Raw genomic sequence first — 16,176 nt, forward strand, 5'->3', positions numbered from 1 at the left:
CCACAGTCGTTGCAGCGACATCGGAGAAGCCCGCTTGCGCAAGCGCGGCCTTCGTATCCTCCGGATCGCCGAACTGGAAGAAATCGGGCCCGTGTTTTCGAGGGTGACCGGAAGGGGCTGGCATGCGTCCCGACGGACGCGAATGACCCTGAGTCTGGGTTGGCGAGGCGCGGCGTAATGCAGGGCAATTCATCGGACCAGAAAGAAGGCCGCCGGCAATGTGTCCGGCGGCCTCATCGTTTGACGTGGTTCGCCGAGCGGCGCTCCGACTACAGATCGATGCTGACAGCGATATTACGGCCCGTTAGTTCCGCAATCTTCAGTCCATCCGCATACACCTGCGCGAACTCCGCGTCCTTTGACACGGCCTCCTGCACTTTACCGTAAACTTCCCAATTGGCGTAGCGCGTCGTCACCAGCAACTCTCCAGCCCACGGGCCGGTGTGGAAGCGGGACAGCCGAAGAAATTCCGCGCCGTGTTTCTCGAAGATTTTCTTCGCCTGCCTGACGACCCGGGTCATGTCCTCGGGCTTCTCGGTCTTGAAGCGAGTGAATTGAACGATCGGCATTGGCTACCTCCATCATTGTGTGAAATGTCCAAGAGGCATGTACGAGCTGACCTTGAGGAGCGAGCCTCAATGCAATCTCGATGAAGATTTGTATTGCCAGATTGAGTTTGGTTCAAGCTTCGCAAGCGACAGCGACACTGCCGCATCTCGATGGAGGCGCTGCTTCAGTCATGATCCGATTGCGGTTGCAGATGCTGGCACCACTCTCGATGAGGTACAGCTGAAATAGCCGCATCTCGTCGGTGGTCGCCGTATCGGGCGACCGCTTGAGCCAGGCGGCAAACCGCTTGCAGCTTTGGATGTGACTGCGTTGCGTGTGCGGGTTGAGGCTGCGCGCGGCCATGTCTTCGATCATACGCTGACGCAGCGACTGACGGTGTTGGTCTCGCTCATGGAGAGTCCCATTCTGAGAGAGGTTGACGACACTTCGATTCTCAGGACGGGGCTCTCCAACGGCTATTGGGATCCTCTCAACCGACTACGCTCTCTCGCCTCTTGCCCCCGCGCGGCGGGCTGGAGCGCAGCGACTTTGTGCATTGGCCCGTCGCTGACCTCCGTCCACAGCGCTCCGATGTCCGCTTCCGACAGATGATCCGACCAAGGGCATGCTGGCTACCGAGGGCAGCCTTCGACCCAAAGCGGTCATCGGCGACAAACTCAGTTGCTCCGAGCGGGCATCCTGACATCCGTGAATTGCAATAGGCCCGACTAGTTGTCTCAATCGACACCTATCTGACGAAGCTGAGATAGGACGCGAGTGCCTCGATCTCGTTCGGGCCGAGTGCGCGCGCAACAATCGGCATCGGCGTGCCCGTGCCCGAATGATATCCTTGGCCCCACTGCTCGAGCCGCGCCTTGACATAGAAATAGGCAAAGCCACCGAGGCGGGGAATCTCCCGCACGCCTTCGGCGTTCGGGCCGTGACAGGCGTAACAGGACGCGATGTTGGCTTCGGGAATGCCATCCATGTAGATGGCCTTTCCCCTCGCCATCAGATTGCGGTCACCGTCATTGGCGGGCCTTGGCGGAATGGATGCGAAGTAGGCCGCGAGATCGCGCGCATCGCGGGAATCCAGCGCTGCGACGGCTCCCCACATATACTGCTTCGAGAGGGGATTATCCCGCGTGTGCTCGCGGAAGCTCCGCATCTGGCTTTCGAGATAGGCCGGACGTTGCCCAGCCAGTCTGGGGGCCACCGTGTAGCCCTGCGCCGACGTCCCATGACACCAGGTGCAGTTGCGGAAGCTGGCACCGTCCCACGCCATTGCGGGCCCCATGCAGGCCAGCATTGCGAGCAGCGCTGTCTTCAGTCCGATGCGCTTCATGACCTCTCGTCCCTGCGCGATGTGGTCCGCCTGCTCTCTACCTTCGGCCTTGCGCCCCTCATTGCATGTAGCTCACATAGGCAGCCACCGCTTCGACCTGTGAGCGCGTCAGATTATGCGCGGTTGGTGCCATGATCGCGGAAGTGTCGACCGCCGATCCCTGGCCGCGCACTTTCGTCCAGCCGGTGAGCTGGCCCACCGTGTACTCGTACAGCTGGCCGGCGAGCCGCGGAATTTCGTTCTGCCCCTTGCCGTCACTCCCATGGCAGGCGGCGCAGGCCGGCACGTTGGATTCAGGAAGGCCTTCCTCGTAGATCCGCTTGCCTACCGCGGACGCGGCCCTCGGCGCCCCGCCGATCGGCTTCGGATCGAGAGCCTTTAATTGTGCCGCAAGCGCCGAGACCATCGACGGACTCAGCACGTGAGCGACATTCTGCATCACGGGATTGGTGCGCCGGCGCTCGATGAAGGCGCGGAGCTGATTCTCGAGATATTGCGGCTGCTGTCCCGCCAGACGCGGCATCGGAAACCATCCGCGGTAGCCTTGCGCTGACAGTCCGTGGCAGGTCTTGCAATATTCGATCTTGGCTTCGAAGCCGCTCCTGTCCTGTGCGTGAGAAGCGACGGAGCCGACCACCGTCAGGGCCATGGCGCACAGAACCACACGCAGTCGATCGACGTGCCGCGATGACGATCGCCCTGGTGCAGAAGGCGCGGTCATTTATTGACCCGCCCACATGTGGAAGTTCAGCCCGATCTTCACGACCTGGACTGTCTGATTGATGCTCACCGGACCTTGAGTCCCGGTGAGCGGATCAAACATATTCACGGTGCCGCGGCCGAACCCGTAATAGTCATATTCGAAGCTTGCGGACCAGTGACGCGTGAAGGCCCAGTCCACGCCCGCACCCACGGTCCACCCGACCCGGTTCTCGAGCCCGCGGAAATCAAATGGCACGCCGCCGATTGAACCGCTGACCTCGTACTTGTCGCCGGCCAGCGCAACGCCGCTCTTGCCGTAAAGGAGGACGTTGTCGAAGGCGTAGCCGACGCGGCCGGTCACGCTGGTCAGAAAATCAGTATTCGCCTGCACCATTGCGGTATCGGGAGGGCTGGCCGGGAGGTCAACGACCTTGCTGCGTTTCATGGTCGAGCCCGACGCGCTGCCCTCGATGCCGATCACGAAGGCGGAGGACGCGAGCTGATAGTCGCACCCGATCTGGCCACCGATAACGGCGCCGCTCGGCTCGGGATTGACGGTCGTTACCCCAACCGTGCCGCCCGGACCCGCGTTGTCCTGTACCAGCTGTACAGGGTCGGCGATGTTCTTCTTGGCGAAGCCGCCGCCAAGATGCATACCCCCGTAACAACCGGTCCAGTTGAAGCGCTCCGCGAAGGGTGCCGGTGGCGCCACGGCCAAATCGGCGGCCGTTGCGGCGCCAGCCACTGTCATCCCCAGCGCTGCGACGGTTGCGAACAGCAGATTCTTCATCGGACCATCTCCCGTGCGGTCTGGCCTACATCGCGAACCAGGCGTGGAGGAACAGCGTGTTGTTGTCGTGGGCACCAACCGAAGTGCCATTGAACTTGTTGTAATAGGTGTATTGCAGGCCGACGCGGGCGTTGAACCAGGGCCAGCCGATCATCTTGCTGGCGCCGAACGGGATGTAGGCGATCTCGGCCTGGAAGCCGTCGCTATTGGGCGTGAGGGCCAGCCCGCTGAGAGGGTCAGGACCATAGAGGCTTATGTCGGGTGTCCCCCAGATCTTGAAGTACTGCCCGGTGAGGACAACGCGGTTGTCGGCACCCAGCGCCACGGAGCCTTGCAGCTTCAGACTGTTGACGAGGTTGGTGGGATTGGCCGCGGCAAAACTCGCAAAGCTCGAATCGAGCCGCTGGTATTCGCGGATATAGCTGCCGCGCAGTGTCAGCCAGAAATTGTCGCCTTGATATTGGTACTGCGTGTCGAAGCCGATGTCGGTGAATTTGTCCGACAGGGGGTCAACAGCGGTCGTCCAGGTGCCAAAGGCCGTATTGAGCCAGGGATGGAGCTCGGAATACATGCCGAACGTCCCGATCATCCATGTGTGTCTGTCCCAGTGCGGCTCAAGCGCGACACGCCAATAGGGCGCAATACCACTGAGTTGGCCGACGCCGAACGGATCGGTGCCGAGCGCATTCTGCTGGCTGAATGACAGCGTCTTGTAGCCCGTCACTTCGAGATACAGCAGATCGTTGATCATCGCGTAGGCGCCAACGCCGCCGACATGCGCGGCCAGCGCACCTTCGACGACGGTTTTTGTGGTCGGGGTGGCAGCAAGCGTCGACGCCACATACGGGAAAGACCATGCCGGCGTCGTGTTCCACAAATCCTGCACAGTCGGGTTGTTGTTGGCGGTGATGCCGTAGACGATGTCGAGCGGACCGACCATCGCGGTATTTGCGAAGCGGACGTCGGTGTTGTCCCAGGTCCAGGTATGTCCGAACGGATCGCCGAAGCCTCCGGCGGGCACTGCATTATATGTCACCTGCGCGAAGGCGCCGATATTGCTGGTGATCGCGCCGCCCCAGAACATGCTGAACGGCGACAGTACGGTGTTGTTGTTCGGGCTGTAGGGATCGGTCGGCGGCGGCAGATCCGCCTGCGTATGAGTGAAGCCGACGACCGCCATCATCGAGATCGGCGGTACCCATTCCTTGCTGTCGTCGCTTGCCGCCGGCTTGTCATTCGGCGCCTTCACATAGCCACGCAGCTTGTCGTACTCGGCGCGCGCGTTGATCGCGTCGTTTGATGAAAACGGCGTCGTGCGAAATTGCCCTCCACCCGGCGCATAGCCGAGCAGCTTGAACCGGCGTCCATAGGGGGTGAGTGCAGGAAAGTCGGTGTGGCACGTACCGCAAGGTTGCCCTGTCTGACGCGCGAAGCTCGGCAAGGCTTGCGCGGGCGGCGCAAAAGCGATCGTCAGCCAGATCGCTGAGCACGCGAGCGCAGCTGCCGCCAACAGCATCCGGATTGCACGGGACTCGAAAAGACGACCCCACTCGGCTCGCATCGCGCCATCCATCCCCTCGCAGCATGCCGCCGGCGCGGTCATGAACATCGAGGCACCGTCGAGCTAAAACCGGGCCAGCTCGAAGCGACTGTTCAAAACAGAACAGCGATTTTGATTTCGATGGTGTGAGACGTTTTAGCAACATGGATTAGGCGTAAACAAAGCAACGATGCCCACCACGCTTATCGCGGACAATTTTGCAAGTTGCACAACTACTATCATCGGGGGACATTATGAAGCTCCATGAACTGAGGCCGATGCTGCTGGCGGCATTCCTGATGACTGGCGTCTCCGCGCCGAGCCTTGCACAGGAAAAGGATACCTCCGTCCCTGCGCAGGAGCTTAGGGCCAAGACTGACTACTGCAAGACGTGTCACGGCCTATCGGGACAAGGTTTCCGGGGATCCTTTCCGATGCCGCGATTGGCGGGGCAACAGCCGGAGTACGTAAAGAATCAATTGCAGGCCTTCATCGAACGCAGGCGAACCAATCCGGTGATGTTCCAGGTGTCGCATGTCCTGACCCCGGCGATGCTCACAGCCCTTTCAACCTATTTCAAGGACCTCAACCCGAAGCCATTGGGGGGCGCACCGAGGGACCAGCTGGCTGTCGGAAAGAAAATCTATGACGAGGGCGTTCCTGCCGCCGAGGTCCCGCCATGCGCATCCTGCCACGGACCGGACGCCAAGGGCGCCGATGCGTTTCCGCGCCTGGCGGGCCAGCTCCACGACTACATGATCAGAAAGCTGACGAACTGGGACAAGGAGCGCGGCCAGGACAAGGCCAACCCGGACAATTCGGCGATCATGCAACCGATCGCCCACAATCTCACGGAAGTGCAGATCAAAGCCGTCGCAGCCTATCTCAGTTATCTGGAATAGGTCGGCCCGTAGCGTGCGCGGCTCGCGCCGGTATGATTGATCACGCGACCGGCTAGACTCCCAACACCGAGACGAGGAGTGCGGTGTAGACTTGAATCTTTCGACCGTGGCTGTCGTAGCTGATGTATCCCTGCTCGCGAAACTTGTTCATGAAGGTGCTGATTCTGGATCGGGTCGTGCCGACCATCTCCGCGAGCGCTTCCTGGCTGAGGTTAATCTCATTCGGTCTTCCACCGTCTTCTCCCTGCTCGGCAAGGACCAGCAAAAGCCGCGCAAGCCGCTTTTCGCTCAGGTTCAGCAACTGGTCACCCAAGTCCTCCTCGAGCCGCGTATTGCGCGACAGAAGATGCGCCATGAAGAATTTTGAGAACTCCGGCTCAGCACTTAGGGTCGACAGCATCACTTCGTTCGTCACCGAGGTGATTAGGCAGTCTTCCAGCGCCACGACGGTTGCGGTCCGGAGGTTCGCGCTGCCCAAGCTGGTTTCACCGAAGAACTGTCCCTGCCCGATGATCCCAACGATAGCCTCCTTGCCCCGGTTCGAAAGCGTCGTAACCTTGACCCGCCCCCTGCGGATGTAGCCAACAGTGTCGGCGGGCTCACCCTGGGTACAAATCTGCCAGCCGGCTTCAAATCGCTCCAGCGTCACGCCGGCGGCGGGCTTGCTGAGGAATGCCTTAGGATCGAACGGCGCTTTGGTCGTTCTATCGAGCGGTGCATCAGACATGGCATGCACTTACCAACCCTGAAATCTTGCACAGCCATTGATAGACTGTTGGCAAGCGCGCGCGTTGCGACAGATCAAGGCCGATCTATCTGCAATTGCGAGGCTTTCCTGATTTCAGTTTGCGCACTAACGCACCTCGTCGGCGGTCGCCGTATCGGGCGACCCGCTTGAGCCAGGCGGCAAACCGCTTGCAGCTTTGGATGTGACTGCGTTGCGTGTGCGGGTTGAGCTTGCGCGCAGCCATATCTTCGATCAGACGCTGACGCACTCCTCAGGACGGGGCTCTCCAACGGCTATTGGGATCCTCTCAACCGACTACGCTCTCTCGCCTCTTGCCCCCGCGCAGCGGGCTGCAGCGCAGCGACTTTGTGCTTTGTGCCCGATGCTGCCATTCTCGAAGTTCGTCCAAGTGTCGGCTGTCGGGTGGAAAACCGGAAGCGCCGGGCGGTGGGCCAGACCGCCGATTTTTGACCCGGAGCGGAAGTGGCGGTTTTCGCGAACGAAAGCCGTGATGGCGTGTTGCCCCTCACTCTTCATCCATGCCGAAGTCGAAAGTTTGCGTCGGCGCTCCCTTGCGCGCGGTTGCAAATTGATCGAGCGATAGCGTCAACGCAACGGTTGACGAGTTCAGGTCGCTAAGTCCGAGCTTCAGGTTCTTGCCGGATTCCAGCTCCGCTATCAGATCCGGTTTCACCGCATCGGCTGCGATACAGATGTTGGTGAGGCACCAAGTGAACGGAATTTGGCTGGCTCGTCCCTGATCTACCGCCACGTTGACTCCGCGCTGCAGGTTCGCTCCTTGTGGAACGAACAACTGCAAGCGGGCCGGACCGTCAGCCCGCTGAATGAGGTCGACGCGCACCACGACTTGATTGTCCTCGTCGGTTCCGGTCTTTGTCGTTCGACAGATCGAAGTGCCATCAGACGAGTCAAAGCAAAGCTTTTGCCACTCCGAATACTCAATTGTCTGAGGGATGCGCACGCTAGGAGGCTTGGCCGGCCCCTCAGCCGAAGTATTGCTGCTCGTCCGGGGTTGGACGTCGCTGGTGGCTGAATGCTTGTCGAGAAACTGGGCGACGAGCGGAGACCAAATCGGCACCGCGTCGGGCGAATCGATCATGAAATGACCGTCGTTTCCGAACGCCGGCAGCATGCGATACTCCACATTTCCACCGGCCGCTACGAATGCGTCATACATCCGCTTCGTCAGCGCCGGCCCGAAATAAGTGTCGTTTTCCGTGTAGATCCACAGCATCGGAATTCGCGCCGTTCGACCGAATTCAGCTGTGGCATCGACGAGTTTGTCGGGGGCACAATTGTTGTTTGGCTTACCGTCCACTCTACCTCCGCGTCCCGCCGCGAAGGTAATGATTGCCTGAACAGGTGAGGGATTGAGGCTGGCAAGGGCGATTGATCCCCATCCGCCGCCGGACTGCCCCACGACGACGACCTTGCCGGGCTGAATGTATTTTCTTCTGCTGATATTGTCGATGATCCACTGGTTCAGAGTGGCGATGGCAAGGCCTGGACCACGGAAGTTCGGGTTATCGCAGCTGCCGACATGAGCAAATACGGAGCCATAAATCCCTCGATCTTTGTTATCGAGGCTGCTGGCGCCATATCGTACGGGCGAGATGACGAAATATCCCTGGTTTGCAAACCACCGTGCGGCTTCCCGGTATTCGACGGTCGGGAACATCGTTCGTTCCTGAGCACCCAAACTAATTCCATGGTTCATGATCACGAGGGGGAACGGGCCTTCGCCAACCGGCTTCACCACGAAGGCAAGCACCGGTAGTGGGAATGGCAATGCCCAAATTTCCTCTTGGATTCTTCGCGACCCAGCAACGTCTTCCGCCAGGGCCGGGGACCGAAGGGTCGGCAGAAATGCCAGCAAAATCAGGGGAATTAGAAGGCGCTTCAGCATCTTCTTGTTCTTTCCTAGCGAAGGGGAAAGATCCGGAGCAGGCGTTCGCTCCTTGCTCCGCATGTTCGGAGGCTAAGTATCTGGTGAAACGAGCTTCTTGACGTAGATCAAACCTGACCTGCGGCTGCCACCGCAGCGGCGGGTACAAGGTCGGAATTCTAGGTCTTGTTGATTGGTCGTTTCCGGCCCCCAACAGACATTGGCCACTGCCGCTTCAATGTCGGCTTCCGAGAGAGCAAAGCAGACGCGCCGGAATTTCGATCAGGCATGCGACAGCCGTGTTCGCGGGCGATGCGCTGCCCGGAATATGGGAATAGGAGTTCTGCGCGCTCAGTGCCCGGGTATGATGCCGGTTTTTGCGTTGCCCAAATCCTGAACGGCGTTGTTCATTGTACTGTCGTTGACAAAGCCACTGGCCGCCGATGATGAGCCAGAATTTTTTCGTTCGTTAGCGGTATTGCCGAGCCGACTTCCTGTCGTTCCGTGACTGAGGGCGTTGCTCGTGTTTGGTCCCGGCGACCCCCCGGTCCCGTTTACCGATCCAGGATTAGACATTGACCCAGCAGCCGTGCTGCCCGAGCCCGCCCCCGCTGCCGAACCGGCACCACCGCCGGCGCCGGCGCCACCGCTGCTCTGTGCATAGGCGAGGGTGCTAAATGCGCTGACGCATAGTGCGACCAGTCCAACCCGAACTCTCATGGTGAGACCTTCCTTGTGCTACGCCGACAAGTGCGGGGGTTCGCAGCAGTTCCAAAGAGCGGCCGATGTGCGTCCGATATTGCCGGACGAAAGTGCAGGCGGTTGCGATGTAGGCCACAGCGTCGAACCGTGACTTTTGCCTTCTCGGCTGTCGCAGGAGGACCGGACGTAGTTGCTGGCGTGCTAAATCGACGCGAATGACCCGAAGGCGGTCTCCCGATAGGCTCGCGTTTCGACGCCAACCGGCCATTAAGGCTTCCTTGACCAACTTGTTCATATCATGAGCGGCTATTTTCCTGAGGAAGCCGATGAAAGTCTGGGCCAGCCTGGCTTTGCTTGCGGCGTTCGTACCGCTGGGGCAGCGCTTTGGCTCGACGGCGGCGGAGACATCAAGCGAAGCGGCGGAGATCCGCGCCAGCTACCGTCGGCCGGTGGCGATTCCCTTTCCTGATGGGAATCCTTACTCGGCGCAAAAAGCGGCTCTTGGGAAGATGTTGTTCTTCGATCCGCTGCTGTCGAGGTCTCGCACCGTGTCATGCGCGACTTGCCACAATCCCTCGCTGTCTTGGGGAGATGGCCTCGCGCGCGCAGTTGGGGAGGACCCGAAAGGCCTGCCGCTTCGCGCACCCACTCTGATCGATGTGGCGTTCACCGAGCCGCTGGGTTGGGACGGAAAGTTCAAGGATCTCGAATCCGTCACGTTTGGTCCGATCACGGGGCGAGCCAACATGAATCTGACCGAATCGGAACTGATCGACCGGCTCTCTGCCACGACGGGCTATGCAGAGGCGTTCGCGAGTGCGTACGGCGATGGTGCGATCACGCGTTCCAGGATCGAAGCTGCCTTGGCGACCTTTCAACGTACGATCGTCGCCGGGGAGTCCCCGTTTGATCGCTGGATCATGGGCGACGAAATCGCGATCAGCGCCGGGGCCAGGCGTGGGTTTGAGATCTTCAACGGCAAAGCGCGTTGCGCAAACTGCCACAGCGGACCGTCTTTTACGGATGGATCGTTTCAGGATATCGGCACAGCGAGAGACAGCGATATTGGCCGCGGCCGGCTATTTCCGAGCTCGCAAAAGCTGCGATATGCGTTCAAGACGCCGACTTTGCGCAATGTCGCGCAGCGCGCGCCGTACATGCATGACGGATCTGTCGCGACGCTCGAAGAAGTCATCGAGCTGTATGACCGGGGTGGCATCGACCGTCCAAGCAGATCGCCGTCGATCAGGCCTTTGTTTCTAACGACGAGCGAAAAGGCGGACTTGCTCGCCTTTCTTCAGACGCTTACTGCGGCGCCCCGTCGAGGCCTGTGACCGACCTCCGCGCTGAGGGGCCTTCTGATCGCGTTTGCGCGGAGGGCTCAGTAAAGGTGCGGCAATGCCGATCCGAGTAGGCCAAAGCCGAGGACCAGAACGGCGCCCTTCACGACTTCCAGAGTTTCGCTGCGCACCGCAAAGCGCTTTGCGCCACGGACAAGCAGCGAGGCTACTGTCGCACGCGCCGGTCCTGGTTCTCTGAACATGGACTGCTCCATCCAGCCATTTGTCTGGTGCGTTAATACGGCAGCGGAATTGAGGGCTCGTCCTCGAAACCTGTAAAATTTGAAAGGACTGGCGGGAGTTCTGGACTCTGATCGGGCCGGCTGCGCCTCATTAACCACCAAACCACCAAGGGCTGCCACGGAGATCCCAAAGCTTAAAATTTATGGTAAGGTGAACAAATCGTTAAAGCTGTCCCCTCCCAAGTGGGCGGATTTTTGAAATGTTCAGTTCTCAGCGACGAGACGCCCTAGCGGCGTCGCGAGCCGTTTCCTTGCTGTCGAAGTCGGTCGTTGGATTTGCCATCTGGATTCTCGGGACCGGTGCTGCGAGCGCCCACGTCAAATGGTTCTGCGCGTATGATGCCGCCGGCCAGCCGCGGGGCCTCGAGAACGTGCTGTGTCAAGATTTTGAGCTGCTCCTCGGACTTGCCCTGCTCTGGTTCTTTTCCGGCTGCGTCGCGGAGCGCACGTCGTTGGGAGAGCTGATGGTCCGCCCCCTTAACCGTTTCACGGAAGGCCTGCGGCTGCACACCGAAGTGATGATTCGTGCGGTCTGTGGCTTTTTCTTTATCTCGCTCTGGGCGATCGGCGGTATCATCCTGACTCCCGAATTGAAAACCACATCGCCCGAGGTGGGGATTTTGCAACTCGCCATCGCAGCCGGAATGCTATCGCGCCGCACGCTGCCGCTCTCGGCCGCCGGAATCGTGGTGTTGTTCGGGCTGGCTGTGCGCGACTACGGCACGTTCCATCTGGCCGATTATCCAATTTTTCTCGGCCTTGCCGGCTATTTGGCTCTCACCGGCTTGCAAAAGAATCTGTTGGGCATTCCGCCCCTGGACGTCGTGCGTTATGCGACCGCTGTCACCTTGATGTGGGCATCTGTGGAGAAGTGGGCTTATCCGGAGTGGAGCTTTCCGCTCCTGATCGAGCACCCCGGCATCACACTCGGCTTCAATAATGAGTTCTACATGCGGGCCGCGGGAATGGTCGAATTCACGCTCGCCTTTGCGCTGGCTTGGACGCCGTTGGTCCGGCGTGTCGCGGCGGCCATGCTGCTTGGAATGTTTATCGGCGCATGCTTCGAATTCGGCAAGCTGGATGTGATTGGTCACTCGGCGATTATCGTCGTTCTCGTCGCAATTCTTTCCGACAATCGGCCGATCGCGGCCGACTATCGTGCTCCGTGGCTCGCTCCTGCCGGCCTGTGTGCTGCACTGACGATTACACTGTTCACGTACTACGTCGGCCACGCCGCGATCTTCAACACTACGATCCTTTAGGCCTACTTTGTGACGTGCACGCCGAGTTTCATCTTGGGATGAATGCCGCACAGCACCGTGTAGTCACCGGGCACGGAAAATACGACATCGAATTGGCTGCCCGGCTGCTGATCACCGCTGTCGAAGTTAAAGGTCTCCGAGCTCAAATAGGCGTGATGCAAGAGCTCGCCGTCGTCGTTAACAAACCGCAAGGTCTCACCACGCTTGACGATGATCTCTCGCGGCCTGAACTCGCGGTCCCTTTGCGAGATCATGTAGGGATTTGCGCCTAGCGCAACTCCGGTGATGAGCCCGCCAAGGATGGCGGCTGTGACCCCGAGACCGAACTTCCCCGCGCGGAATGGTACCAGCCTTGCCATCAATTTAGCCCCGCTGAAAACCTCAAGTTTACCAAAAAATCGAACCGGCTCGGATTCCCGGCCGCGCAACTACTCCTATACTTATTACAGCTTGATCTTAACGATTTCCGCATCCCTTCCGGTCATTACTAGGGAAATTTGAGGCGGAGGCAGCGAGGCTGCGTCCGCGCGGCGTGTTTGCGATAAGTTTTTTGCAGCGAAAGACATGGCGATGAGTCTTTTCATCGACAGAATTGCGCGTCAAACGCGAGCGGTCCCCGGGACGCTTCGGTCCATGGTCGGCTGCCTGTCGAATCTCCTCGCCTTGCGAGGTTCGATCCGAGTCGGAATCTGGACCTTTTGTCTCGCGATGAGCGCGGTAGCCGCAGCCCTGGGAGGCTATGCCACGCTTGGCATTCGGCATGCCGGCGACTTTGTTACCAGAACGTTCGACGAGTCGCTGATGTCGATCAACTATGCGCGCGCGGCTGGCGCTGACTTCGCGGCAATGCGTGTGGCATCGGCACAACGCCTGCTCACAAAAGATCCCTCGATCCGTGCTCGACTTGACGCGGAGATCGGCGCGCTTGCGAAGTCGCTTTCGGAAGATGTCACGATCGCCGCGGAACGCTCGCAATCGGCGCGAGCTGAAAAGGCAGCCGCCAAGGTCCAGGAGGCGGCTAGCGCCTGGATCGCGCTTCATCGGCCAATCCAATCAACAATAGACGAGCGCGCGTCGAGCAATGCGCAGGATGTCGAACTCGACCAGTACTCCAAGACTGTGAATCAGCAGATCGAACTGCTTGTCAACTACACCGCCGGTGATGGCTTTCTATTTCGTCAGCGTGCCCTGGCCGCCATCAAACGGGATCTCGAGGTCAATATCGCGGGGCTGGCGCTTGCGCTTTTGCTGTCCGCGCTGTTTTCGTGGATTTTGGTACGCCGGATCATCGGCCCAGTGGCGATCGCCTCTAAAGCTGCAACGAGCATTGCCGATGGCGATTTGAACACGGACATTCCGAAAGGCGGCGGGGACGAGTTGGGTACTCTCCTGAGCGCAATGGGAAGGATGCGGGACAATATCAGATCGATGGTCGATCGAGAGGTGGCCCAGCGACGTTCGGCCCAGGCGCGGCTGTCCGATGCACTCGAGAACTCCCGTGAGGGGGTTGTGCTCCTGGACGGGGATGGCGAGATCGCCTTAGCCAACTCCAGGGCCAGTGAATTCATTCGCTGCTCGCCTCAACTGGTTCATCCGGATCCCTGGCGGAGCCGCATGTCGACTGGGGGCAGCAGCTCATTGAGCCTCGTTCACAGGGACATCCCAGGTGATAGTGAGGGCATGGAAGCCGAAGCGCAGCTTCCGGACGGGAGGTGGCTCCGGGTCAGCCGCAGCTTGACGCAAGAAGGCGGCGTCATGCTCGTCTACAGCGATATCACCGGGTTAAAGCAGCAGAAGGCCGAACTGCACGCCACGAATCTGAGACTAGACGCGGCGCTCACCCATATGTCGCAAGGGCTCTGCCTCTATGGCAACGAGGGACGGCTGCAGGTCGTCAACCGTCGCTTCTGTGAGATCTTCGATATTTCGCCCGAGCTCGTGCGACCGGGAATGACGTTCGAAGACGTCCTCCGTTTAAGTGTTGCCGCCGGCAATCATGGCAGCCAAACGGTGGCCGATCTTCTGGCTGAGTGCGAGGAGTTCCTGGCTCGGCGCAAGAGCGGCAATTACCTCCAGAACCTCAGCGATGGACGTGTCGTGTCGATCGCCCGCCGCTCTACACCCGACGGCGGCTGGCTGATCAGCTGTGAAGACGTGACCGAACAGCACAGGGCTCAATCGCAAATCGCGTTCATGGCGCGGCATGATGCTTTGACCAGGCTGCCAAACCGGTCTCTGTTTGCCGAGCGGATCGAGCAGGCCCTCGCAGACACCGGCCCGGGCGGCGACTTCGCCGTGTTCTGCATCGATCTGGATAATTTCAAACAGATCAATGATACGTTGGGACACCCGGTCGGCGATGGGCTGCTTTGCGCGGTCGCAGAACGATTGGAGGCCTGCGTCCGAGAGGTTGATACCGTAGCGCGCTTGGGAGGCGACGAGTTCGCGATCATCCAGGCGGAAGTTCGGACAGCGGAAGAAACCGAGCGCCTTGCCCAGCGGATCGTGGAGCGCGTCGGTGCTCCGTATGACTTGAAGGGCCATCGCGTTAATGTCGGCTGCAGCATCGGAATCTGCCTGGCGCCATGTGACGGCACGACACGCGAGACGCTACTGAAGAACGCAGATCTGGCGCTGTACCGGTCCAAGATGGACGGCAGGGGAAGATGGCGCTTCTTCGAGCCCGCGATGGACGTCACTGCGCAAAACCGCCGAGCGCTCGAAATCGACCTTCGCGAGGCAATGGAGAAGGATGAGTTCGTTCTGTTCTACCAGCCGGTTTATAACCTGCGCACGGACCGGATCAGCGGCTTCGAGGCATTGTTGCGCTGGCAGCATCCGACGCGCGGACTGGTTCCCCCTGACCAATTCATCCCGCTCGCGGAGGAAATTGGTCTGATCGCTCCATTGGGGGAGTGGGTGCTGAATCGAGCCTGCGAGCAGGCGGCCAGTTGGCCGAACGAGTTCAAAGTTGCGGTCAACGTCTCGCCGACCCAATTTCGGGACCCGGGTTTGACGAACGTCATCGCCGACGCATTAGCCACGTCGGGGCTGGCGCCGCACCGGCTCGAACTTGAAATCACCGAATCGGTTCTGCTCGGCAACAACTCTGAAACTATCGCGATGCTGCACGAGCTGAAGGCGCGTGGGCTGCGCATCGCCCTGGACGATTTCGGGACGGGCTATTCGTCTCTGAGTTATCTCCGCAGTTTCCCCTTTGACAAGATCAAGATTGATCAGTCCTTTGTCCGTGACGCAACGGCAACAAAGGGATCGAAATTGATCGTGAGAGCCATCACCAGCCTCGCAAGAAGCCTCGGCATGACAACAACCGCAGAGGGCGTCGAGACGGTTGAGCAGCTGAACGAAATGAAGGCGGAAGGATGCAACGAGGCGCAAGGGTTCCTATTCAGCCGTCCGGTCCCAGCAACCGAACTCGCATCAACCATCCTGACGTTGCGGAAAGCCCTAAAGCGGAGTGAATGGAGCAGGGCGAGAGCCAGCTAGGACTTAGAGACTGCGAGCGTCGGCCCTGGGCGAACTTGCCAAGTGAGCTGGTGTGCCATGGAGCTCGGCTTGTTGGTGCGGCGCGCCGGGGCGCCGGTTCGACGTGTCTTGGCTCGCCAGTGAGAAATTGGTCGGAACAATGTCGATCAACTTGCCCGAAGCAAAGGCAGGTCTGCTGCCCTAGAGGGCGCCTTTCGCAGATCGGAAACGATACGAGCAGCGAGCGCGCGGGATTGCACTTTCGCCGCTGCGATGTAGGTTGCTTGGAACTTGCGTGTTTTGGCTAAGGTGAGATGAAATTGAGCGGCCGCCGGTTTGCCTTCGGCATCCTAGCAGTTGTCTTGATCGGCAATGCAGGGGCTCGCGATCGAGGCGGCCAATATGCCGGCTCGCCTCTCACCAAGAAGAGCGCATGGAAGTGCTCGAACGGGCCGGCCAGGAAACGATCTTAGCCCGCACGGTGCTAGAAACGTTTCCATCCACTCAACTGCAATTCGTTGCGCACCGTGATCGGATCGTCCGACAATTGCATGGCGCCCTAGGCGGCTAAGCGCGGCGTGACTATTGCACTTGCGCCGGCGGAGCTAGCTATCAAAGAAATCGGCCCACCAATGAGTGAGCCGACCCTGGGATCAGCGGCGTGGTTGTCCCAAAGAAAAAGG

General features: G+C 59.8%; 14 protein-coding genes. 4 read left to right on the forward strand and 10 right to left on the reverse strand.

Features of this window, described 5'->3' with window-relative positions; translation table 11 throughout:
- Positions 1 to 269: 269 nt before the first annotated feature.
- From ACVIIW_RS13335 to ACVIIW_RS13360, 6 genes are all read right to left on the reverse strand, one after another.
- Positions 270 to 569 carry a hypothetical protein gene (locus ACVIIW_RS13335; RefSeq protein ID WP_456701172.1) on the reverse strand — a complete coding sequence of 100 codons (300 nt, stop codon included), beginning with the start codon at positions 567 to 569 and terminating at the stop codon, positions 270 to 272.
- Positions 570 to 681: 112 nt separating this feature from the next.
- Positions 682 to 924: a phage integrase N-terminal SAM-like domain-containing protein gene (locus ACVIIW_RS13340; RefSeq protein ID WP_456701173.1), complete on the reverse strand. Its 243-nt coding sequence runs from the start codon at positions 922 to 924 to the stop codon at positions 682 to 684.
- Positions 925 to 1,297: 373 nt separating this feature from the next.
- Entirely contained in the window at positions 1,298 to 1,894 is a 597-nt protein-coding gene (locus tag ACVIIW_RS13345) for a c-type cytochrome (RefSeq protein WP_456701174.1), read from the reverse strand.
- Between the two features lie 58 nt (positions 1,895 to 1,952).
- Positions 1,953 to 2,543 carry a c-type cytochrome gene (locus ACVIIW_RS13350; protein WP_456701175.1) on the reverse strand — a complete coding sequence of 197 codons (591 nt, stop codon included), beginning with the start codon at positions 2,541 to 2,543 and terminating at the stop codon, positions 1,953 to 1,955.
- Positions 2,544 to 2,615: 72 nt separating this feature from the next.
- Positions 2,616 to 3,386, reverse strand: a complete 771-nt coding sequence (locus ACVIIW_RS13355; RefSeq protein WP_456701176.1) for an outer membrane protein — start codon at positions 3,384 to 3,386, stop codon at positions 2,616 to 2,618.
- Positions 3,387 to 3,411: 25 nt separating this feature from the next.
- Entirely contained in the window at positions 3,412 to 4,902 is a 1,491-nt protein-coding gene (locus ACVIIW_RS13360; protein WP_456701177.1) for a cytochrome C, read from the reverse strand.
- A 302-nt stretch (positions 4,903 to 5,204) separates the two neighbouring features.
- On the opposite strand from ACVIIW_RS13360, the gene ACVIIW_RS13365 reads away from it, so the two are divergent.
- Positions 5,205 to 5,828, forward strand: coding sequence for a c-type cytochrome (locus tag ACVIIW_RS13365; RefSeq protein ID WP_456701178.1), 624 nt, complete (start codon positions 5,205 to 5,207; stop codon positions 5,826 to 5,828).
- A 52-nt stretch (positions 5,829 to 5,880) separates the two neighbouring features.
- Here ACVIIW_RS13365 and ACVIIW_RS13370 read toward each other — a convergent pair whose 3' ends face one another.
- Entirely contained in the window at positions 5,881 to 6,555 is a 675-nt protein-coding gene (locus tag ACVIIW_RS13370) for a Crp/Fnr family transcriptional regulator (RefSeq protein WP_456701179.1), read from the reverse strand.
- Between the two features lie 526 nt (positions 6,556 to 7,081).
- Positions 7,082 to 8,482 (reverse strand): invasion associated locus B family protein, encoded by a 1,401-nt coding sequence (locus ACVIIW_RS13375; RefSeq protein ID WP_456701180.1) that lies wholly within the window; start codon positions 8,480 to 8,482, stop codon positions 7,082 to 7,084.
- Between the two features lie 1,007 nt (positions 8,483 to 9,489).
- Between ACVIIW_RS13375 and ACVIIW_RS13380 the strand changes: the two genes are divergently transcribed.
- Positions 9,490 to 10,497 carry a cytochrome-c peroxidase gene (locus ACVIIW_RS13380; RefSeq protein WP_456701181.1) on the forward strand — a complete coding sequence of 336 codons (1,008 nt, stop codon included), beginning with the start codon at positions 9,490 to 9,492 and terminating at the stop codon, positions 10,495 to 10,497.
- A gap of 47 nt (positions 10,498 to 10,544) precedes the next feature.
- Here ACVIIW_RS13380 and ACVIIW_RS13385 read toward each other — a convergent pair whose 3' ends face one another.
- Positions 10,545 to 10,706 carry a hypothetical protein gene (locus ACVIIW_RS13385; RefSeq protein ID WP_456701182.1) on the reverse strand — a complete coding sequence of 54 codons (162 nt, stop codon included), beginning with the start codon at positions 10,704 to 10,706 and terminating at the stop codon, positions 10,545 to 10,547.
- Between the two features lie 293 nt (positions 10,707 to 10,999).
- Here ACVIIW_RS13385 and ACVIIW_RS13390 point away from each other — a divergent pair, with 293 nt between their 5' ends.
- A complete protein-coding gene (locus ACVIIW_RS13390; RefSeq protein WP_456705145.1) occupies positions 11,000 to 12,007 on the forward strand; it encodes a hypothetical protein in 1,008 nt (335 codons plus the stop codon).
- 2 nt (positions 12,008 to 12,009) lie between these two features.
- Here ACVIIW_RS13390 and ACVIIW_RS13395 read toward each other — a convergent pair whose 3' ends face one another.
- Positions 12,010 to 12,366, reverse strand: coding sequence for a methylamine utilization protein (locus ACVIIW_RS13395; RefSeq protein ID WP_456701183.1), 357 nt, complete (start codon positions 12,364 to 12,366; stop codon positions 12,010 to 12,012).
- 211 nt (positions 12,367 to 12,577) lie between these two features.
- Here ACVIIW_RS13395 and ACVIIW_RS13400 point away from each other — a divergent pair, with 211 nt between their 5' ends.
- Complete coding sequence (locus tag ACVIIW_RS13400) at positions 12,578 to 15,514, forward strand: EAL domain-containing protein (RefSeq protein ID WP_456701184.1); 2,937 nt, start codon at positions 12,578 to 12,580, stop codon at positions 15,512 to 15,514.
- Positions 15,515 to 16,176 lie beyond the last annotated feature (662 nt).

Source organism: Bradyrhizobium sp. USDA 4449, from assembly GCF_054056275.1.